Source organism: Variovorax sp. PBL-E5 (assembly GCF_901827185.1).
Lineage (GTDB): Bacteria > Pseudomonadota > Gammaproteobacteria > Burkholderiales > Burkholderiaceae_C > Variovorax.
On record NZ_LR594672.1, the window covers coordinates 463,067 to 476,530 of the forward strand.

The 13,464-nt window shown below is 63.3% G+C and carries 14 protein-coding genes; 4 read left to right on the top strand and 10 right to left on the bottom strand.

The window, feature by feature from the left end:
• Nucleotides 1–80: 80 nt before the first annotated feature.
• Nucleotides 81–476, top strand: a complete 396-nt coding sequence (locus tag WDLP6_RS29980) for a hypothetical protein (RefSeq protein ID WP_146039557.1) — start codon at nucleotides 81–83, stop codon at nucleotides 474–476.
• A 409-nt stretch (nucleotides 477–885) separates the two neighbouring features.
• On the opposite strand, the gene WDLP6_RS29985 is transcribed toward WDLP6_RS29980, so the two are convergent.
• Together WDLP6_RS29985 and imuA are read right to left on the bottom strand one after the other, a co-directional pair.
• The gene (locus WDLP6_RS29985; RefSeq protein ID WP_068674076.1) at nucleotides 886–2,250 is read right to left on the bottom strand and encodes a Y-family DNA polymerase; all 1,365 of its coding nucleotides are present in this window, start codon (nucleotides 2,248–2,250) and stop codon (nucleotides 886–888) included.
• On the bottom strand, nucleotides 2,195–3,037 hold the full coding sequence (gene imuA / locus WDLP6_RS29990) for a translesion DNA synthesis-associated protein ImuA (RefSeq protein ID WP_083944143.1): 843 nt from the start codon (nucleotides 3,035–3,037) through the stop codon (nucleotides 2,195–2,197). Before imuA ends, WDLP6_RS29985 begins: the two co-directional genes overlap by 56 nt.
• Before the next feature lie 296 nt (nucleotides 3,038–3,333).
• Between imuA and WDLP6_RS29995 the strand changes: the two genes are divergently transcribed.
• Nucleotides 3,334–3,525, top strand: coding sequence for a hypothetical protein (locus WDLP6_RS29995; RefSeq protein WP_146039558.1), 192 nt, complete (start codon nucleotides 3,334–3,336; stop codon nucleotides 3,523–3,525).
• A 122-nt stretch (nucleotides 3,526–3,647) separates the two neighbouring features.
• Here the strand turns inward: WDLP6_RS29995 and WDLP6_RS30000 are convergent, their stop codons facing one another.
• The 7 genes from WDLP6_RS30000 to WDLP6_RS30030 all read right to left on the bottom strand — a co-directional run bounded on the left by WDLP6_RS30000 (nucleotide 3,648) and on the right by WDLP6_RS30030 (nucleotide 8,864).
• Nucleotides 3,648–4,205, bottom strand: a complete 558-nt coding sequence (locus WDLP6_RS30000) for a nucleoside 2-deoxyribosyltransferase (protein WP_068674072.1) — start codon at nucleotides 4,203–4,205, stop codon at nucleotides 3,648–3,650.
• A 69-nt stretch (nucleotides 4,206–4,274) separates the two neighbouring features.
• A complete protein-coding gene (locus tag WDLP6_RS30005; RefSeq protein WP_068674070.1) occupies nucleotides 4,275–4,814 on the bottom strand; it encodes a hypothetical protein in 540 nt (179 codons plus the stop codon).
• A 232-nt stretch (nucleotides 4,815–5,046) separates the two neighbouring features.
• A complete protein-coding gene (locus WDLP6_RS30010) occupies nucleotides 5,047–5,847 on the bottom strand; it encodes a hypothetical protein (protein ID WP_068674068.1) in 801 nt (266 codons plus the stop codon).
• A 111-nt stretch (nucleotides 5,848–5,958) separates the two neighbouring features.
• Nucleotides 5,959–6,681, bottom strand: a complete 723-nt coding sequence (locus WDLP6_RS30015; RefSeq protein ID WP_068674066.1) for a hypothetical protein — start codon at nucleotides 6,679–6,681, stop codon at nucleotides 5,959–5,961.
• A 128-nt stretch (nucleotides 6,682–6,809) separates the two neighbouring features.
• On the bottom strand, nucleotides 6,810–7,184 hold the full coding sequence (locus WDLP6_RS30020) for a hypothetical protein (RefSeq protein WP_068674064.1): 375 nt from the start codon (nucleotides 7,182–7,184) through the stop codon (nucleotides 6,810–6,812).
• A 506-nt stretch (nucleotides 7,185–7,690) separates the two neighbouring features.
• On the bottom strand, nucleotides 7,691–8,167 hold the full coding sequence (locus WDLP6_RS30025; protein ID WP_068674062.1) for a hypothetical protein: 477 nt from the start codon (nucleotides 8,165–8,167) through the stop codon (nucleotides 7,691–7,693).
• A 217-nt stretch (nucleotides 8,168–8,384) separates the two neighbouring features.
• On the bottom strand, nucleotides 8,385–8,864 hold the full coding sequence (locus tag WDLP6_RS30030; protein WP_068674060.1) for a DUF4262 domain-containing protein: 480 nt from the start codon (nucleotides 8,862–8,864) through the stop codon (nucleotides 8,385–8,387).
• Nucleotides 8,865–8,986: 122 nt separating this feature from the next.
• On the opposite strand from WDLP6_RS30030, the gene WDLP6_RS30035 reads away from it, so the two are divergent.
• Complete coding sequence (locus tag WDLP6_RS30035) at nucleotides 8,987–10,306, top strand: replication-associated recombination protein A (protein ID WP_068674058.1); 1,320 nt, start codon at nucleotides 8,987–8,989, stop codon at nucleotides 10,304–10,306.
• A 546-nt stretch (nucleotides 10,307–10,852) separates the two neighbouring features.
• Nucleotides 10,853–11,338: a hypothetical protein gene (locus WDLP6_RS30040; RefSeq protein ID WP_068674055.1), complete on the top strand. Its 486-nt coding sequence runs from the start codon at nucleotides 10,853–10,855 to the stop codon at nucleotides 11,336–11,338.
• A gap of 1,188 nt (nucleotides 11,339–12,526) precedes the next feature.
• Here WDLP6_RS30040 and WDLP6_RS30045 read toward each other — a convergent pair.
• The gene (locus WDLP6_RS30045) at nucleotides 12,527–13,285 is read right to left on the bottom strand and encodes a Crp/Fnr family transcriptional regulator (RefSeq protein WP_068674523.1); all 759 of its coding nucleotides are present in this window, start codon (nucleotides 13,283–13,285) and stop codon (nucleotides 12,527–12,529) included.
• Nucleotides 13,286–13,464: the final 179 nt, after the last annotated feature.

A 13,464-nucleotide genomic window follows, 5' to 3' on the forward strand; every position in this document is an offset into this window, starting at 1 on the left:
GCTGAGGAGGTTCGCTTCTTCGGCCGATGAACAGCGCATGGCTATAGGCCGGCAGGCAACGTCCATCTTTCAGGAACCCCATGAGTCATCTCTTCAGTGTCAAGAACTTCTCTTTGTTCAGTGCTTTGCAGTCAACCGGAACCCTGGCCCGACTGTGCCGAGGGGGCGGGGCGCAGACCCCTAACGACGGCCTGCATCGATTCGTCCTCCGCTCTCCCGAGGTGCAAGCCGCGGTTCGGCGCTCGACTGGCCTGCCCGACTTCCGCATCCGAATTGCCTACCCCGAGGACCCGATAGCAGCGGGCTTCATGGCTGCCGCCAACACGCTGCGGCTCGAGGTTTACACCGTCGAAGGCAAGCCGGTCGGTGAACCACAGCTGCTGCCGAACCTCGACGATGATTTGGCGGTGGCCATCGAGGCGGAACTTTTCCACGAGCTCCTGAAGAGCAAAGGCATCGACATCCCGCTGCTGTAACCATTTCGGCCGCCCTCTCTAGGGCGGCTTTTCCTTGGACCTTCGGGACGCTGCCGGGGCCACCGCTCGGGCCTGCGGCCCGACGCGTCGCGACGCGACTTTCTATACAGGACATGTGCCCCCTCTAGGAAATATCCATGCCTCTTACTTCCGCCCCGACGGTTTCATGGCCGGCATTGACTTTCGGACCCGTAAACCTATGGAGTGCTCCGCCTGCTTGGCGCAGGGTCGGAACACAGCGGGTACCTCAACCCCGCACCTCCACGCCGAGTTGCCGCAGCGCCCCAGGACTCGTACACCCCGGGGTCCGCGCATTGCTGCGCACCCGATGAACTCCTTCCAAGCCCCTCGAGTAGGGGCTTTCTTTTGAGCTCGGATGCATCTCGCAACGGGTGGGTCGTGCGCCCGATTAAGCGAATACGCCATGGAGGAACCATGCGCTTTCTTCGCTCGCAAGGCGGGTTTGGTACACCCATAGCAAGCCAGCATGCTCACTCAGCGCGACGAAATAGTCACGCGCAACGTGACGTGTTTCGACCTGGTCGGAGGTGGCGGCCTTTCCTGGCGACGCCTGGTCAGTCAAGCTCTCACCGACCCGGTCGAACCAACCATGCTCGATGCGATGCGGGCCTATCAAGAACTTAAGGGGGCCTTGGTACAGGGGTTGTGACTCACGGGAGGCCAGGCGCAGTGGTTTGGGCAGGATGAAGGTGGGCTGAGGGCAGTCGAGTAGGCGCGCCACCTGCCTTGGGCGCTTGTCCGGAGCAGGCTGCCAATGGCACATCCATTCCGGCCGGTGGTCCTCCAGGATGACAGGTCGCAAGACCCGCTCTGGCCCCAGCCGCGCGGCGATGCGCTCCAGCACCAATGCCAGGCCTTCGCCGTCCGGTAGCGTCTCAGGCAGCAGCGAAAAACTGTTTTCTTCGAGCGGGCGAACGTCGTCTGCCACCAGTGCGAGGTCCCCCACGGGCGCCAGCAGCTCGACCTTGGCCAGGTTCTCGGCCAGCAATCGGCTCAAGTGCTCGATGTTGCGCGTTGGCTCCGCTGTACGAACCGACAGTTCGCCGCCATCTCCGGCTGCCTTGGCGCGCATCGCGTCGTGACACCACTTCAGCGTGAAAGCTGTCGTCCCGGACCGCCTTGCGGCCAACCAGGCGCACAGCTGGAGCAGGAGCCGACGGGCGCCAAAGAGAAGCGCCGGCGCCATCTCGATGCGAGACATCAGCTCGAGCTTGGCAGCAAAGGTGTCGGGAAGTTGCACCCAGGCATGCGCCTCCGGCTTGAGGCCATAGGCCTGGTCCAAAGCCCCCAACAGTTCCTTGTCAAAGCGCCGGCTCAGCCCGCCACGGGGGAGGGCGCGCACTTGGCCGAGGGTCTGGCATCCGATGCGTTCAAGGATGGCGGCATGCGCCGCGGCGGAAGCCAGAACTTCGACGGGGAGGGCGTCCAGCAGGGCCTGGAGGGGTTTGGAAAACCCGTTCGATTGACCCGTGCGCGCGACCGCCACCGCGGCGAGACTGGTCGGGGCCCAGGCAAGCTGACCCACCCCCATCTCTTCCGCCTCGGTTTTCACCCGCTCGACGAGCTTCCGCTTGCCGCCAAACAGGCGCACGCTCGCCTCCAGCTCCATCACCACCGCAGCAGAAGCGGAAGCCGCATCGATGATGCTGACGCGCGGGGTGAACTGGAGGCACCAGACCGCCAGGCCACGGATTGCTTCAGTGCGCTGGGTGTCGGAGAGCTGGCTGTCGGGAAGTAACGCTGCCCAGAGCATCTGATGGTTCTCCAGCGGTCACGCGAGGCTTGCGCGCGGCGAGGAGCACGCTCGGCTTCGACAGCCGGGGCGTGATGAGCGGCGCCAGGCCGCGGGGAATTGACGGCAGGTGCAGCACGCCGTCATGGGTGCTGCCTTTGCGCTTCAGCAGGTGCACCTGAAGCTCCCAGTCGACGCCATAGCTCACCTGCAGGCGCAGCGGCGCCGCGGAGGGCTCGTGCTGGGCCGCGGCGGGCCGGCACAGGACCACTGGGCTGTCGCATCCCTGGGCGCACACCTGAAGCCGTCGAATCTGCTCCTGACGCGCTTGCGGGAGCCAGGCCACTAGCATTCCGGCTGCGTTCGCCTTCACCAATTGCTCGGTGACCCATAGGCGCTCCGCCGGCGTCGCCGCCTGAATCCAGACCATTCGGCGCTCATCGATGCCCTCATCGCGCAGGCCTGGCAGGTGGGGAGCCTTCGGCGGTCCCACGATGACGATATCCTTGCCATCAGCCACAACCTGGCGCATTGCCGGGGCAAGCAGGCGCCACTCGAGCACGGTCGGCTGGGCCTGGAGCAGTTCGGTCAGGGAGCGGGCCGGCCAACCCCCGCCCGGCAACTCTGCATCGAGTGCGGCGAAGCCGGTGGGAACCACCTTGGTGACAGGCGAGCCAAGCTGGTCGCCGCGCCATAGGGCAGCCTCGACGGAGGCGGGCAACTCGCCCGGCTTCAGGACGGGCTTGACGCGGCGGGACGGCAGGGCCGGCGCGTCGTCATCGTCGGCCCATTCCAGAAGGGCGGCCATGACGGGCTCCGGTACTGTATGGACGTCCAGTTTACGCGCCTTTTCAGGCGCGTACAGCAGCCCCTCCAGGCGAGTCGGGTTTGGCCGGAGCCTTCCAGCCGAGGAGCAAGGGTCTCACTTTCGTGTGTCTGAGCTACGGGAAAGTTGGACATGTGCCCTGTTTCTGTGTGCGGCGCCCCCAGAGGGCGCGGCCCGCCTTGGTGCTACACGAAGGAGGCCAACTCACCCCCTCAATCATGCTGCACCCCCGAATCGACCTCGCGGCTCGCAAAGCCCAGCAACCCGTTCCGCCGAACTTGAAGACCGCCGAGCATCACTGGCTGGAGGTCAAAGACATGGACGGCCATTCCTTCGGCTTGGTCGTTGCGCAATGGAATCCGGGGGCGCGCAAATGGAGCCATTCCGGCAACGTCGGAACAGGCTTGTACCTGAACTCCGACTACTGGCGCTATGTAGCGCCCTGCCCAATGCCGGATTTCCCCGCCTGATTATTTCGCCCCGCCGGCTTTCAAGCCGTCGGGGCGATGCTTCTGGCGTTCTCCGCGCGGAATGCAACTGCGATTACTCACTAAGCGCCACAAGGGGTACTGAACTACCCAGCGAGCTTTATCTATTGGGCCTGAAGCAGCCCAACCTGCTGGAAGTGGCTGGCAATTCGGTCTAGAGCTGCGCGCGCAGACGGCGCAATCTCGGCGGAACGCGACAGCATGAGGTTGAGGCGCTGCCCGAGGCCTTCGACGTGAACCTTCGTGGCGGTTTCGCACTGGCCACCGCGGCCGTCCGATTCGCAGGGAAGAGTGGCGGCTACTCGGGATGCGTAAGTGCCGGCAGGGACGCCGTAGGCAACGACCGGCTTCTTGAGCGCCACAGCGAAGCCCACCTCATAGACGGTTCCGGAATCCGGTTCGGTCCCCCGAAAGTTCACCAGGTTGGCTGCAATGCCGTCCGCGCGCTGGATGAGCTCGATGTTCGCGTCGTAGATTCGCTGGGCGATTTCATCCTCGGTGCCCCCGAACCCGTCCGGCAGGCCGCCATCGGACGGCACTAGGGCAACCATCCCGAGCTGCTCGCAATGGGCCTTCAGCGCCTTGAAAATCTCGGCGCGCTCGGGGAAGAAGACGTCAGGCCCGGCCAGGTAGACGTGCGGGCGTGCTGGTTGCTCTCTCATGGAAACTCAAGAAATTGAAAATGAGGCGCGCCGTAAGGGCGCTCATCTGTTATTGGCGGTGGAATCCGTTCAGTCGTCCAGGCGTATCCGAGGGGCGAAGCGGTCCGGGTACAAGTTGCGCATCCGTGCGCTGGGGCTCACGACCTCAATCGGAGTCAACACGGAGACGCCCTGCTCGCCCGATTCCTTTCTAGGCATGAAAGCGGGAGTCGCCGAACACGGCCCCTGAAACCACATATAGCCCGTCTGCAGGCCGTCGTACTTCATCCACAGGATGCGAAAGCGGTCCACCAGTACCTGGCGCGGCTCCTCCCAGGTGTCCCGGTTAATCTCAACGACATCGCCAATGCGGGCGCCGAATTTTGCGAGCAGCCACGCCTCGCACGTCTCGAGGTGAAGCTTCTTCTTGCCCGCCATCAGGTAGTCGTAGGCGTCCTGCAAGAGTCGATTCAACGGACCCTCGCGCGCTGCTTCCTCGGCGGCGCCCGCCTCGATGTTCATTCGAAAGACGCGGTAGCACAGCGAGGCATGTGCCTCGCCGGCGGAAATCCCAGCTGCCGTGCAACGCTGAATCAGGAGTTCGACTTCCTTCGTGATGTGGTCGTCCACTGCAGCTTTTCTTGCCAGTTCTTGGGTAGCGGGCATAGTCACATCCTGAATTTGTTGTTTGAATGGAGCTCGTTGGGTGCCCGTGGGTACCCGTTCCAGGCTCGCGGGTTCGCGTGCCTAAGAGCCCTAAAAGCCATCATTATAGCAGCTATAAAGCTTTCGAGCTAGAACCGTTTTAGGGTGACTCGCGCAAGAAAACGGACGGCGGTTAGGCGCGTCCGTTTTAGGGAAATCAGAGCAGGTCGCTCAGCAAATGAATCTGGCCCTTCAGCAAGGCCTTGTCCCGCATGCTCAGCCCGCGCACCAGTCGATGTGCCAGGGCCGCTGCGTCTCTCCGGTCTTGCTCCTCACGCATTGCGCTGGGGAAGATTTCACCAGCCAGGTACTGCGCCATCAGGTGGTCGATGCCGCGAATACCTTCTCGGCGTAGGCGGATGATTCGGTCAAGGTCATCGCCCAAGGTCTTCGGCGGCACCTCAGTCGCTCCCTTGGAGAGCGACATCTTGCCCGTGTGCACCAGATTGCCTTCTGAAAGGCGGAAGGCCAGGTCAAAGCCTCGCCGATGGTCCTCAGGCTCCGCCGTCAGGACGATTTTTCCACTTTCGCGCTGGTGCTGGGCGGCCCGGTCTCGCAACGGCCCACGCAGCAGCACGCGCTGACTGCCGAGGTCCATGCCAGCGGGAAGCGCGAGAAGCGCCCGAATCCACGGAGTTGCGGGTTCGCCCGTGGCCTGCCGAAGCTCACCGCGGGCCATCTCCAGCTTGGCGTAGATGCGAGTCAGGTCGCCCTTCCATCGGTAGCGCTGGTCGGCGGTCAGGCTGTCGACTAGAAGCGCCTGCGAAGTCCCGCGCCAGTATTGCCAGTAGTCGAAGCACGCGTGGTGCAATGCACGCGCGCCCGGGGAGGCCTCGGCATCCTGAGGCTCGAGCCTGAGGCCAATTCCGCGGCGGCCGTGGCGTCCGGGTTTGTATTCGAAAGGCTCTATCGTGTGACCGCGGAGGCAGTCGAAGATTTGGAATGCGAGAGTAGTCATTGGGTGCCCTTGAAGTTTGTTTACCTCCTTCGTCTAGCGAACACGCCGCGGTCAAGCGGGAAAAAGCTCCCAGGGCATTGCCGAGGGAGCTAGAAGGAGGGGAGGTTGAAATCAGTCTTGGCTGGAGGGCTTCTTGGCAGCCGGCTTGAACTCCGGATTGCTGCCGGTCTCGACGCGGACTGTGGTGTCCAGCGAGGGGACTTCGAAGTACATGCGAACACCGCCTGTCGTATGCATGCAGGAACCCGCGTGCAGCTTGATGCCCAGCTTCTTGGTTCCAGCGCTCGCCAAGGCGTCCGCCCAGCGGTTGCGGTCTTTGTAGTCGACCGGGCAGGGGTTGCGCTTGTACGCCTTCACGGCTTCTTTGGTCATCACGTCGATTACATCGACGGCCGACACAGGGGCTTGTTGCTTGGCCAGGTAGCGCACGCCCTGCACAACAAGGGGTCGATGCTTCTCGGTCGCATCGCGTATCGTTGACTTCACCGCATCCAGGTGCCGGCTTGCATTTTCGCCTGCCCATTTCGAGAGGGCGCCATACGAGGATGCCGCGGTCAGGTGCAGGTCGAACTCGCTCTTGCCATCAACCGGCTTGTGCGCGTACTGCACCGGAAAGTGCAACGGTCGCTCGAAGCGCGTGCGGTCGGTCAGGATGACTTCGACGGGAACGTCACCGTCGGGGTCCTCTTCGTACTTGACTTCGATGAGGCCCCGCACGATGGCGTACAGGTCCTCCATCTCCTTCGGGTCCACGGGAGCAAAGCCGCCATCGGACTTCTTCTTGGTCTTGAGGAATGCGTCAATGCGCCGCAACAGGGTGGCTTTCGTGGTCATGTGTGTCTTTGTCTTGAGGGGGTCTTCCTCGTCTAGGCAACGGCTGACGCCCGAGCTGGGACGGTCCGCAAAGGCGAGAAGAAATCCCCCGCTGCGGCTCGCGCAGGCAGGGGACCGGAAATCAAGCGCTAGCCGATTTCAATGAACTCGGGCTCGTCCGAGGGTGAGGCTTTGGGGGCAGTCGAGAGCGCCGCGCGAATACGGGTGCCTGCGTTGTGCGCGCCGTTCGCCATGGCTTGGTGGATTTGCTTGCCGAACTCCGTGGCGAACTTGCTCCTCGCGACGCCTCCGTACTCCAGCGCAACCTGGTCACAGAGCGCCCCGGCTTCTTCAAGCACAGCGTCACGGGCAAGGACAGGCGACGGCGGCAGCTCCTCGCGCGGCACAAGGAGTGTGTCCTTATCCTTCTCGTCGCCAGTTACGTCAAACAAGGTGCGGTAGCTCACCGCGGCCGGCGGCGCTTCGCAGGGGTCGGGCAGGTTGGTCCAGGAGTTGATGGTCATGCTTCAGGTCCTTTGTGGTCAATGGTCTGATTCGTCTAGCGATGCCTGATGCGCGCCGCCCGTGCCTAGCAGTCCCGTATAGGCCTGATAGGGCCAAAGCTAGGGGCTCCCGGCAAGAAGAAACCCCCGCCGGATAGCGGGGGCTTGGAATCAGCCTAGGCCGTAGCCTTCAGTTCGCATGAAGCACTCCTTGGTTGGTTGCAGGGCAGGTGGCGCGGATTCATGCGAATCCGTCACCGTCGTGCAGCTTGCGCATCGAGACCTCCTTAATATGCAGTTGAGCCCGTGAAGGGGCGATGGAGTTGGGTTTGGCCTAGCAGCCGCTGCCGCCGCCGTTTTGCTTGCGCATGGTCACCTCCTTGGGTTGCTTGATGCGACGTATAGCGATGGCGACGTGCGATTTACCTGCTCCCGGGCCACTGGTGCGTACCCGGTAGCCCAAAAGAATAGCCGCCCGGGGAAGGGCGGCTTCAGAATGGAAGTGGCGTCGTCGGAGGTCGGAGATTTCAGTCCCGAAGGCGCTCCATGTCCTGGTGATGCCGGTATTCCGCGATGAGCCAGAGCAGGCCGCACACCAGCAGGGTCGATAGGGCTGGGAGCAAGCCCAGTTCCAGCGTCGGGGCCGCGCCTACCCCATCGATATGGCTGCCCACGACGAAGACCAGCATCACAGGCGCGATGAGGCGCATCGTCGGCTGATACAGCAAGCCCCGCGACAACGAGGGAAGGGCAATGATGCAGCCCACGAACGTTCCGATGGCCATTGAGACAACAGTCAGCCGGAAGTTGACTGAACCTGCGTAGAGCAAGAAGCCAGCGCAAGCCAGCAGAGCTGGGTACAGCGCGCGGCGTGCTGTACGCACGAGCGGGACGGAGCTGAAGGCGCAACGCCGCATTTGAGCCAGCGCCACGTACTCGCCAAGAAAGGCGATGCCCGCAAAGGCCAGTGCAAGAAGGAGCAGAGAGGGAGCGGTGAGTGTCATTTCGTCATTTCGAGTGGTCCTGCACCGTATAACCGTCTGCTCGACTTTGCCGCGTTGCAGGTGCGCCGAAATGGGCTCCGAAGGGCTATTGCCGCTCAGCCGCAGGGGAATGGCCGAAGGCTTGCCTTACGTCGGGCGGTCCTGCGCGACCAGCACGCGAAAAGGAAAGACCGCCGGGCGTGCCGACGGTCTGAAGTACTGAATCGATAGACTTGGCTCAGTGCACGGCTCGCCGGATGTGCTGATGCTGTTTCCAGCCTTCTTCACACTCCGGCTCCCACGGAAAGTGGCCCTTACGGTCAGGCAGCGCCACCTGGCTGAAGCTGGCCTGACCGCGACTGCGATGAATCGCCCGTCCGACCATGTCGCTCACCTGCTCGGGCGCCACCGGCACCAAGTGAAAGGGCATGGGCCATCTGCCGAGCGTGTGCTTGCCGATTTGTCGTGTCGCGTCGACCGGTTCCTCTTGCTGCCAACGTGCGATGTCGTTCAGCAGCTGGTGGCCGTACTCGAGGGGAAGCCCCATCACGATGAGTTCAGAAAGCCCTCGCTGGTGAAGACCGATGGTGTACGAGAAGAACGGGCCGGGATGCTCCTCTGTCGGGAAGACGCCCTGGACCATCCAGCCTGCACGTGCAATCAGCTCTTCAGCGTGCGGGTCGAGGAAGTCGGGGATATTTTTGATTTCTTCAGGCATTGTTGATTCCATTCGTTGTCCTAGCCTCCCTGTAGCACCCAAGATGCTCGGGATGGTACTGCCGTGGCGACCATGCAGCTATAGGTGGGCGCCGGAGATAACCAGCATGCGCTACAAGTTGGATGTCGGACCTCTTCTCCACCGCCCCAACTCCTCCCCTTGCGGAGCTGCTTCGCCCGACTTGTTTGGATGACGTCGTGGGTCAGCAGCACCTCGTGGGGCAGGGCAAGCCCTTGCGCCTGGCCTTCGAGGCCCGAACCCTGCACTCCTTCATCCTTTGGGGTCCCCCAGGTGTCGGCAAGACGACTTTAGCGCGCCTGACTGCCCGGGTCATGGACTGCGAGTTCATTGCGCTGTCAGCGGTCATGGCCGGCGTGAAGGAGATTCGCGCGGCGGTCGAGCGTGCTGAGCAGGCCTTGAATCACCGTGGCCGCAAGACCATCCTTTTCATCGACGAGATTCATCGCTTCAACAAGGCCCAGCAAGACGCACTCCTCCCATTCGTCGAGGCAGGAACCTTCGTTTTCTTGGGAGCCACGACTGAGAACCCATCTTTTGAGGTCAATTCCGCTCTGCTCTCCCGTGCGCACGTCTACGTTTTGCAGTCCCTGAGCGACGACGAGCTGGCGGCGCTGTTCAAGCGCGCGCAGCCCTCCCTCGGAGGCCTCGAGTTCGACGATGGCGCGCTCGCTGCTGCCATCGGCTTCGCTGACGGGGATGCCCGCCGCTTCCTCAATTTGCTAGAGCAGCTCAGCACCGCGGCAAAGGCCGCCAGGGTGACCAAAGTCACAGAACCATTCGTGCGCGAGGCCTCCCCGGCAGCGCTGCGCCGGTTCGACAAGTTCGGCGATGACCTGTACGACACCGTGTCGGCGCTTCACAAGTCCATCCGGGGCTCAAGCCCCAATGCCGCGCTCTATTGGCTGGCACGCATGCTGGACGGCGGCGCTGACGCGCGCTATGTGGCACGACGCCTTGTTCGCATGGCAAGCGAGGAGGTTGGCAACGCAGACCCTCGGGCTCTGCAACTAGCCCTGAACGCTGCTGAATCCTACGAGCGCCTCGGCTCGCCCGAGGGCGACTTGGCCCTCGCACAGGCGGCCGTGTACATCGCGATGGCGCCGAAGTCGAACGCTGTGTACAAGGCTTGGAACCGTGCCAGGGCGTTCGTGCGAACGGATTCGAATAGGCCTGTCCCCATGCACCTGCGCAATGCGCCCACAGAGCTGATGGCGCAGCTTGGTCACAACAAGGGCTATCGGTACGCGCACGACGAGCCGGACGCCTACGCGGCAGGGGAGAACTACTTTCCGGAAGGCCTACCGGAGATGGACTGGTACCAGCCGGTCTCCCGTGGGCTCGAGGGCAAGATTGGGGAGAAGCTCCAGCACCTCCGCGGGCTCGATGCCGCTGTCCGAACCACACCTCGCGACCCGAAATAGAAACATGATGCTGATATTTCTATCACTATCCTGATAGCCTCACTGCATGAGCAATCCGGTTCCAACCGACCTGAATCGCGAGATTTCCCATCGGCTCCTGGCAGCGATGACGGCGCATCCTTGTCTGAAGACCCAGTTAGCGCTGTTGGAGCACTCAGGCGTCCCCCAGGCGACCATCAGCAAGATTTCGCGAGGCAAGCTCAAGGTCCCCGTCGGCACCTTGCTGACCCTTGCCGAATCGCTCGGCGTTCCTATGCCAGCCCTACAGCCCTTGGACGCTGGGTCGGTAAGCGCGGGGGCGACATCCTCGGTGGAGCAGTCAAGCCTCAGGACCTCGAACGACTTTCGCCCGTGCACAGGGCCTTCATCGACACGGCGCTCCACGTCGCCCTTCGTGGCGGCGTTTCCGAGGTGGAATGCCTGGACCACATGCGCGAATGGGCCGGGCGGCTCGAGCAGGCAGCAACGCACTACGAGGGGTAGGCCGCCTACAGCTTGAACGCTCGAAGTTCCCGTACGATGCCCCGTTCCAAAGGAGTTTCCGAGATGGAGAACGAAGACGACGACCCGGTGGGCGCAGGCATCGATGACCCCGCGTGCCTTGAGGGGCTCACCGAAATGGCGGTGGATTCAGGCTTGGCCCGCGCTGGTGACAAGCTCGACAAGAACTTCCTCGAGTTTGCGATGGACGTGGCAGGCCTTTGCGCAGCCATTGGGGACGCCTACGCGGACGACAAGTCAGGCCTGAGTGCGGGCGACCGCATCCGCGAGCAGTTGTGCTGCGGCGTGCCACGCAGTGCGTACCCGTCCTTCCGCACAGACGGTTCACAGGCGCGCGGACCTGTCTCGCGCTTTACCGAGTTCGCAACACAGCGCGGGCTCATCCGGCCTGGCGACAAGCTCGACCAGAACGTGGTCGACTTCGCGACCCGCGTGGTGGACGCTGCCGCCTCCCTAGGCGACCCGTTTGGCGACAGCGAGGCTGGCGGCAATGCTGGCGAGCACATCCGGGCGGAGTTGTACGAGGGCTAGGTACCCCCCCCTCGGAGCTCGCGCCGTCTTAGCCCGCTTCGAAGAAGAAGGGGCCACGGCAAGCCCGCTGCCCAACTCCAGCCGACGGGGGCAGCCCCTCATTGATGATTTCGGAGGACGCGTGGCCAGGGCTCCGAGGCAGCCTGGTCCAAGGCTCAGTGGTGCTCCGGCGAATAGCTCGGACTTCTTACGTTCGGAGGCACCGACCAACTTCCATGGGGCCTGTCGGCAGCTCCGTGTTTCCAGCCGCCTGCTCTGCGAAGAGCCTTGTGCAAGGCAGCGGTCTCGCCTTCTGCGAACAGCACGAGCACCGTAAACGGTGCGCTGCGACCGTAGCACTGCAGGGGCATGGCTGGTTGCGCAGCTTTATAGATGCCGTCATCGCCTCGAGCCTGGAGGTTGAGCGCCCGGCAGAGGTCGATTGGTGCACCGGTCCGAACCCAGGCCGCCGGGAACCCGGGCCTGACCGTGCGCCACTCCGCCTGGCGACCGAACGCTCTCGGGGGGCTTGGCACCGCGGTGAGAAAGCTCGGCGAGAGGTGGGTGAGAGCGTATGGCCAGCGGCCTTCCTTCAGCGCATAGAGCACCGACGCGCGGGTGAGATGGTTCGCTTGGCTCATCAGCCCGGCGGCCTCAGCGTTGACGCCGTTCGCAGGCTCGGCGGCCTGGGCGATGAGTGCGGCGCCCAGCAAGACCGTGGCTGCGAGCGAGCGGAGGCGGGGGTGCGGCGACATTGGGGCAGCCAAGCGGGTTTGGATGCTCCGTGTAGCGAGAGCGCAGCTCCCCCTGGGCAGAACTGCAGGAGGTGCCGCGGTATGGCAGGAGCCAGGCGGGCGCCCCGGGGCTTCCGAGCGGCTTTCAGACTAGAGCGCGCGTTTGCCAGTCCAGAGTCGTCTCGTGGTCGAGGAGGCCTCGCCGCTGTACGAAGGAACGGTGCAAACGCGCTGGCTTTGGACAGGGGAGTGCTTCCGCCGTCGAAAAGCTGACGGAGCTCCCGCAGCGCGCCGACACAGGCGAGCTACGGTTCGTCGCAATGCGCCTGCTGCGGCCGTTGAACGACGTTGCGGCCGGCGGGACAACTGCGCAGCGGCACGAGGCTCTCAGGACCCTGCGTGAGAACTCAGCCGGCGTGCGGGGTCACTGAAATTTGCCTTCTGGCATGCCGCAGGACGCCGCGGCGAACGCCGCCTATCTCTTTTTCCGCGCGATGGCGAACGTCTCTTCGTCGAAAAGGTCGGGGAAGAAGGTCGTCACGGTGGGCTCCACCTTCGGAAGCGATTCCTGAATGGGCAGCGTTCGAAAGTCGGTCGCAGCGAAGTCCGGCGGCACGTGGACACCCTCGGCGTCCTTGGTGACAAGGCCCCGCCCCTCCAGGTCCCGGATGGTCTTGTTCACCTGCTCGCGGGACAGTCCGGAGTACGAAGCAATCACCGACTGCGTAATGCGTTTGTCGTAGCCGCCTGATGCCGTTGGCGCGAGCTGCGTCAGCTCGTGAAGGATGCGACTTACCAACTTCTCCGACGACTGAGATGCGATGCGGCGCAGTTGCGCACGCAGAACGACCAACCGCTTGCGGGCAAGCTCGAACAGACCCAGCGATATCTCCGGGTACTTCAGACACAGCTCCTTCATGGCCACTATCGGGACCACGTATGCCGTTGTCGGCAAGGCAGCTACCAACGAGGCGTCTGCATGGTACGAGGGCTCCATGAGCGTTGGGCCCATGAAAAAGTCGTCCTGACGAACGAACTCCGTGGTCACCCCCTCCTCGCCGCCCGACGGCACCACCACCCTGGCCAGCCCCGAGGCAATGCAATAGATGTAGCTGGTCTTCTCATCGAAGGCAACGATGACTTCGTTGCGCTTGAACGTACGAAGCTCAGACTTCTTCACGAGAGCGGCCCGTTCGCTCTGCGGAATGCCTGCGATGAGCGGGTGGAGATACATCAACGCCTTTCGGTGGGGAAAATCGAACGCAACGGACCTTAAATCGTTCACTAGCCGTGAATGCTCGAGGGGACTTCTCCTTGTCTGAATCGGCAAAAGCAATGCCCTGGTTCCGCACTGAGGCGAAAACACATGGCGGGCCAGGGGCGGGCCACAGTCTACCAACGATGATTTTCCGC

What these genes read in the sequence shown, in the direction of transcription:
- WDLP6_RS29980 (WP_146039557.1), top strand. Translation starts at nt 81, where the DNA reads ATGAGTCATCTCTTCAGTGTCAAGAACTTCTCTTTGTTCAGTGCTTTG.
- WDLP6_RS29985 (WP_068674076.1), bottom strand. Translation starts at nt 2,250, where the DNA reads ATGCTCTGGGCAGCGTTACTTCCCGACAGCCAGCTCTCCGACACCCAG.
- imuA (WP_083944143.1), bottom strand. Translation starts at nt 3,037, where the DNA reads ATGGCCGCCCTTCTGGAATGGGCCGACGATGACGACGCGCCGGCCCTG.
- WDLP6_RS30000 (WP_068674072.1), bottom strand. Translation starts at nt 4,205, where the DNA reads ATGAGAGAGCAACCAGCACGCCCGCACGTCTACCTGGCCGGGCCTGAC.
- WDLP6_RS30010 (WP_068674068.1), bottom strand. Translation starts at nt 5,847, where the DNA reads ATGACTACTCTCGCATTCCAAATCTTCGACTGCCTCCGCGGTCACACG.
- WDLP6_RS30015 (WP_068674066.1), bottom strand. Translation starts at nt 6,681, where the DNA reads ATGACCACGAAAGCCACCCTGTTGCGGCGCATTGACGCATTCCTCAAG.
- WDLP6_RS30020 (WP_068674064.1), bottom strand. Translation starts at nt 7,184, where the DNA reads ATGACCATCAACTCCTGGACCAACCTGCCCGACCCCTGCGAAGCGCCG.
- WDLP6_RS30025 (WP_068674062.1), bottom strand. Translation starts at nt 8,167, where the DNA reads ATGACACTCACCGCTCCCTCTCTGCTCCTTCTTGCACTGGCCTTTGCG.
- WDLP6_RS30030 (WP_068674060.1), bottom strand. Translation starts at nt 8,864, where the DNA reads ATGCCTGAAGAAATCAAAAATATCCCCGACTTCCTCGACCCGCACGCT.
- WDLP6_RS30035 (WP_068674058.1), top strand. Translation starts at nt 8,987, where the DNA reads ATGTCGGACCTCTTCTCCACCGCCCCAACTCCTCCCCTTGCGGAGCTG.
- WDLP6_RS30040 (WP_068674055.1), top strand. Translation starts at nt 10,853, where the DNA reads ATGGAGAACGAAGACGACGACCCGGTGGGCGCAGGCATCGATGACCCC.
- WDLP6_RS30045 (WP_068674523.1), bottom strand. Translation starts at nt 13,285, where the DNA reads ATGTATCTCCACCCGCTCATCGCAGGCATTCCGCAGAGCGAACGGGCC.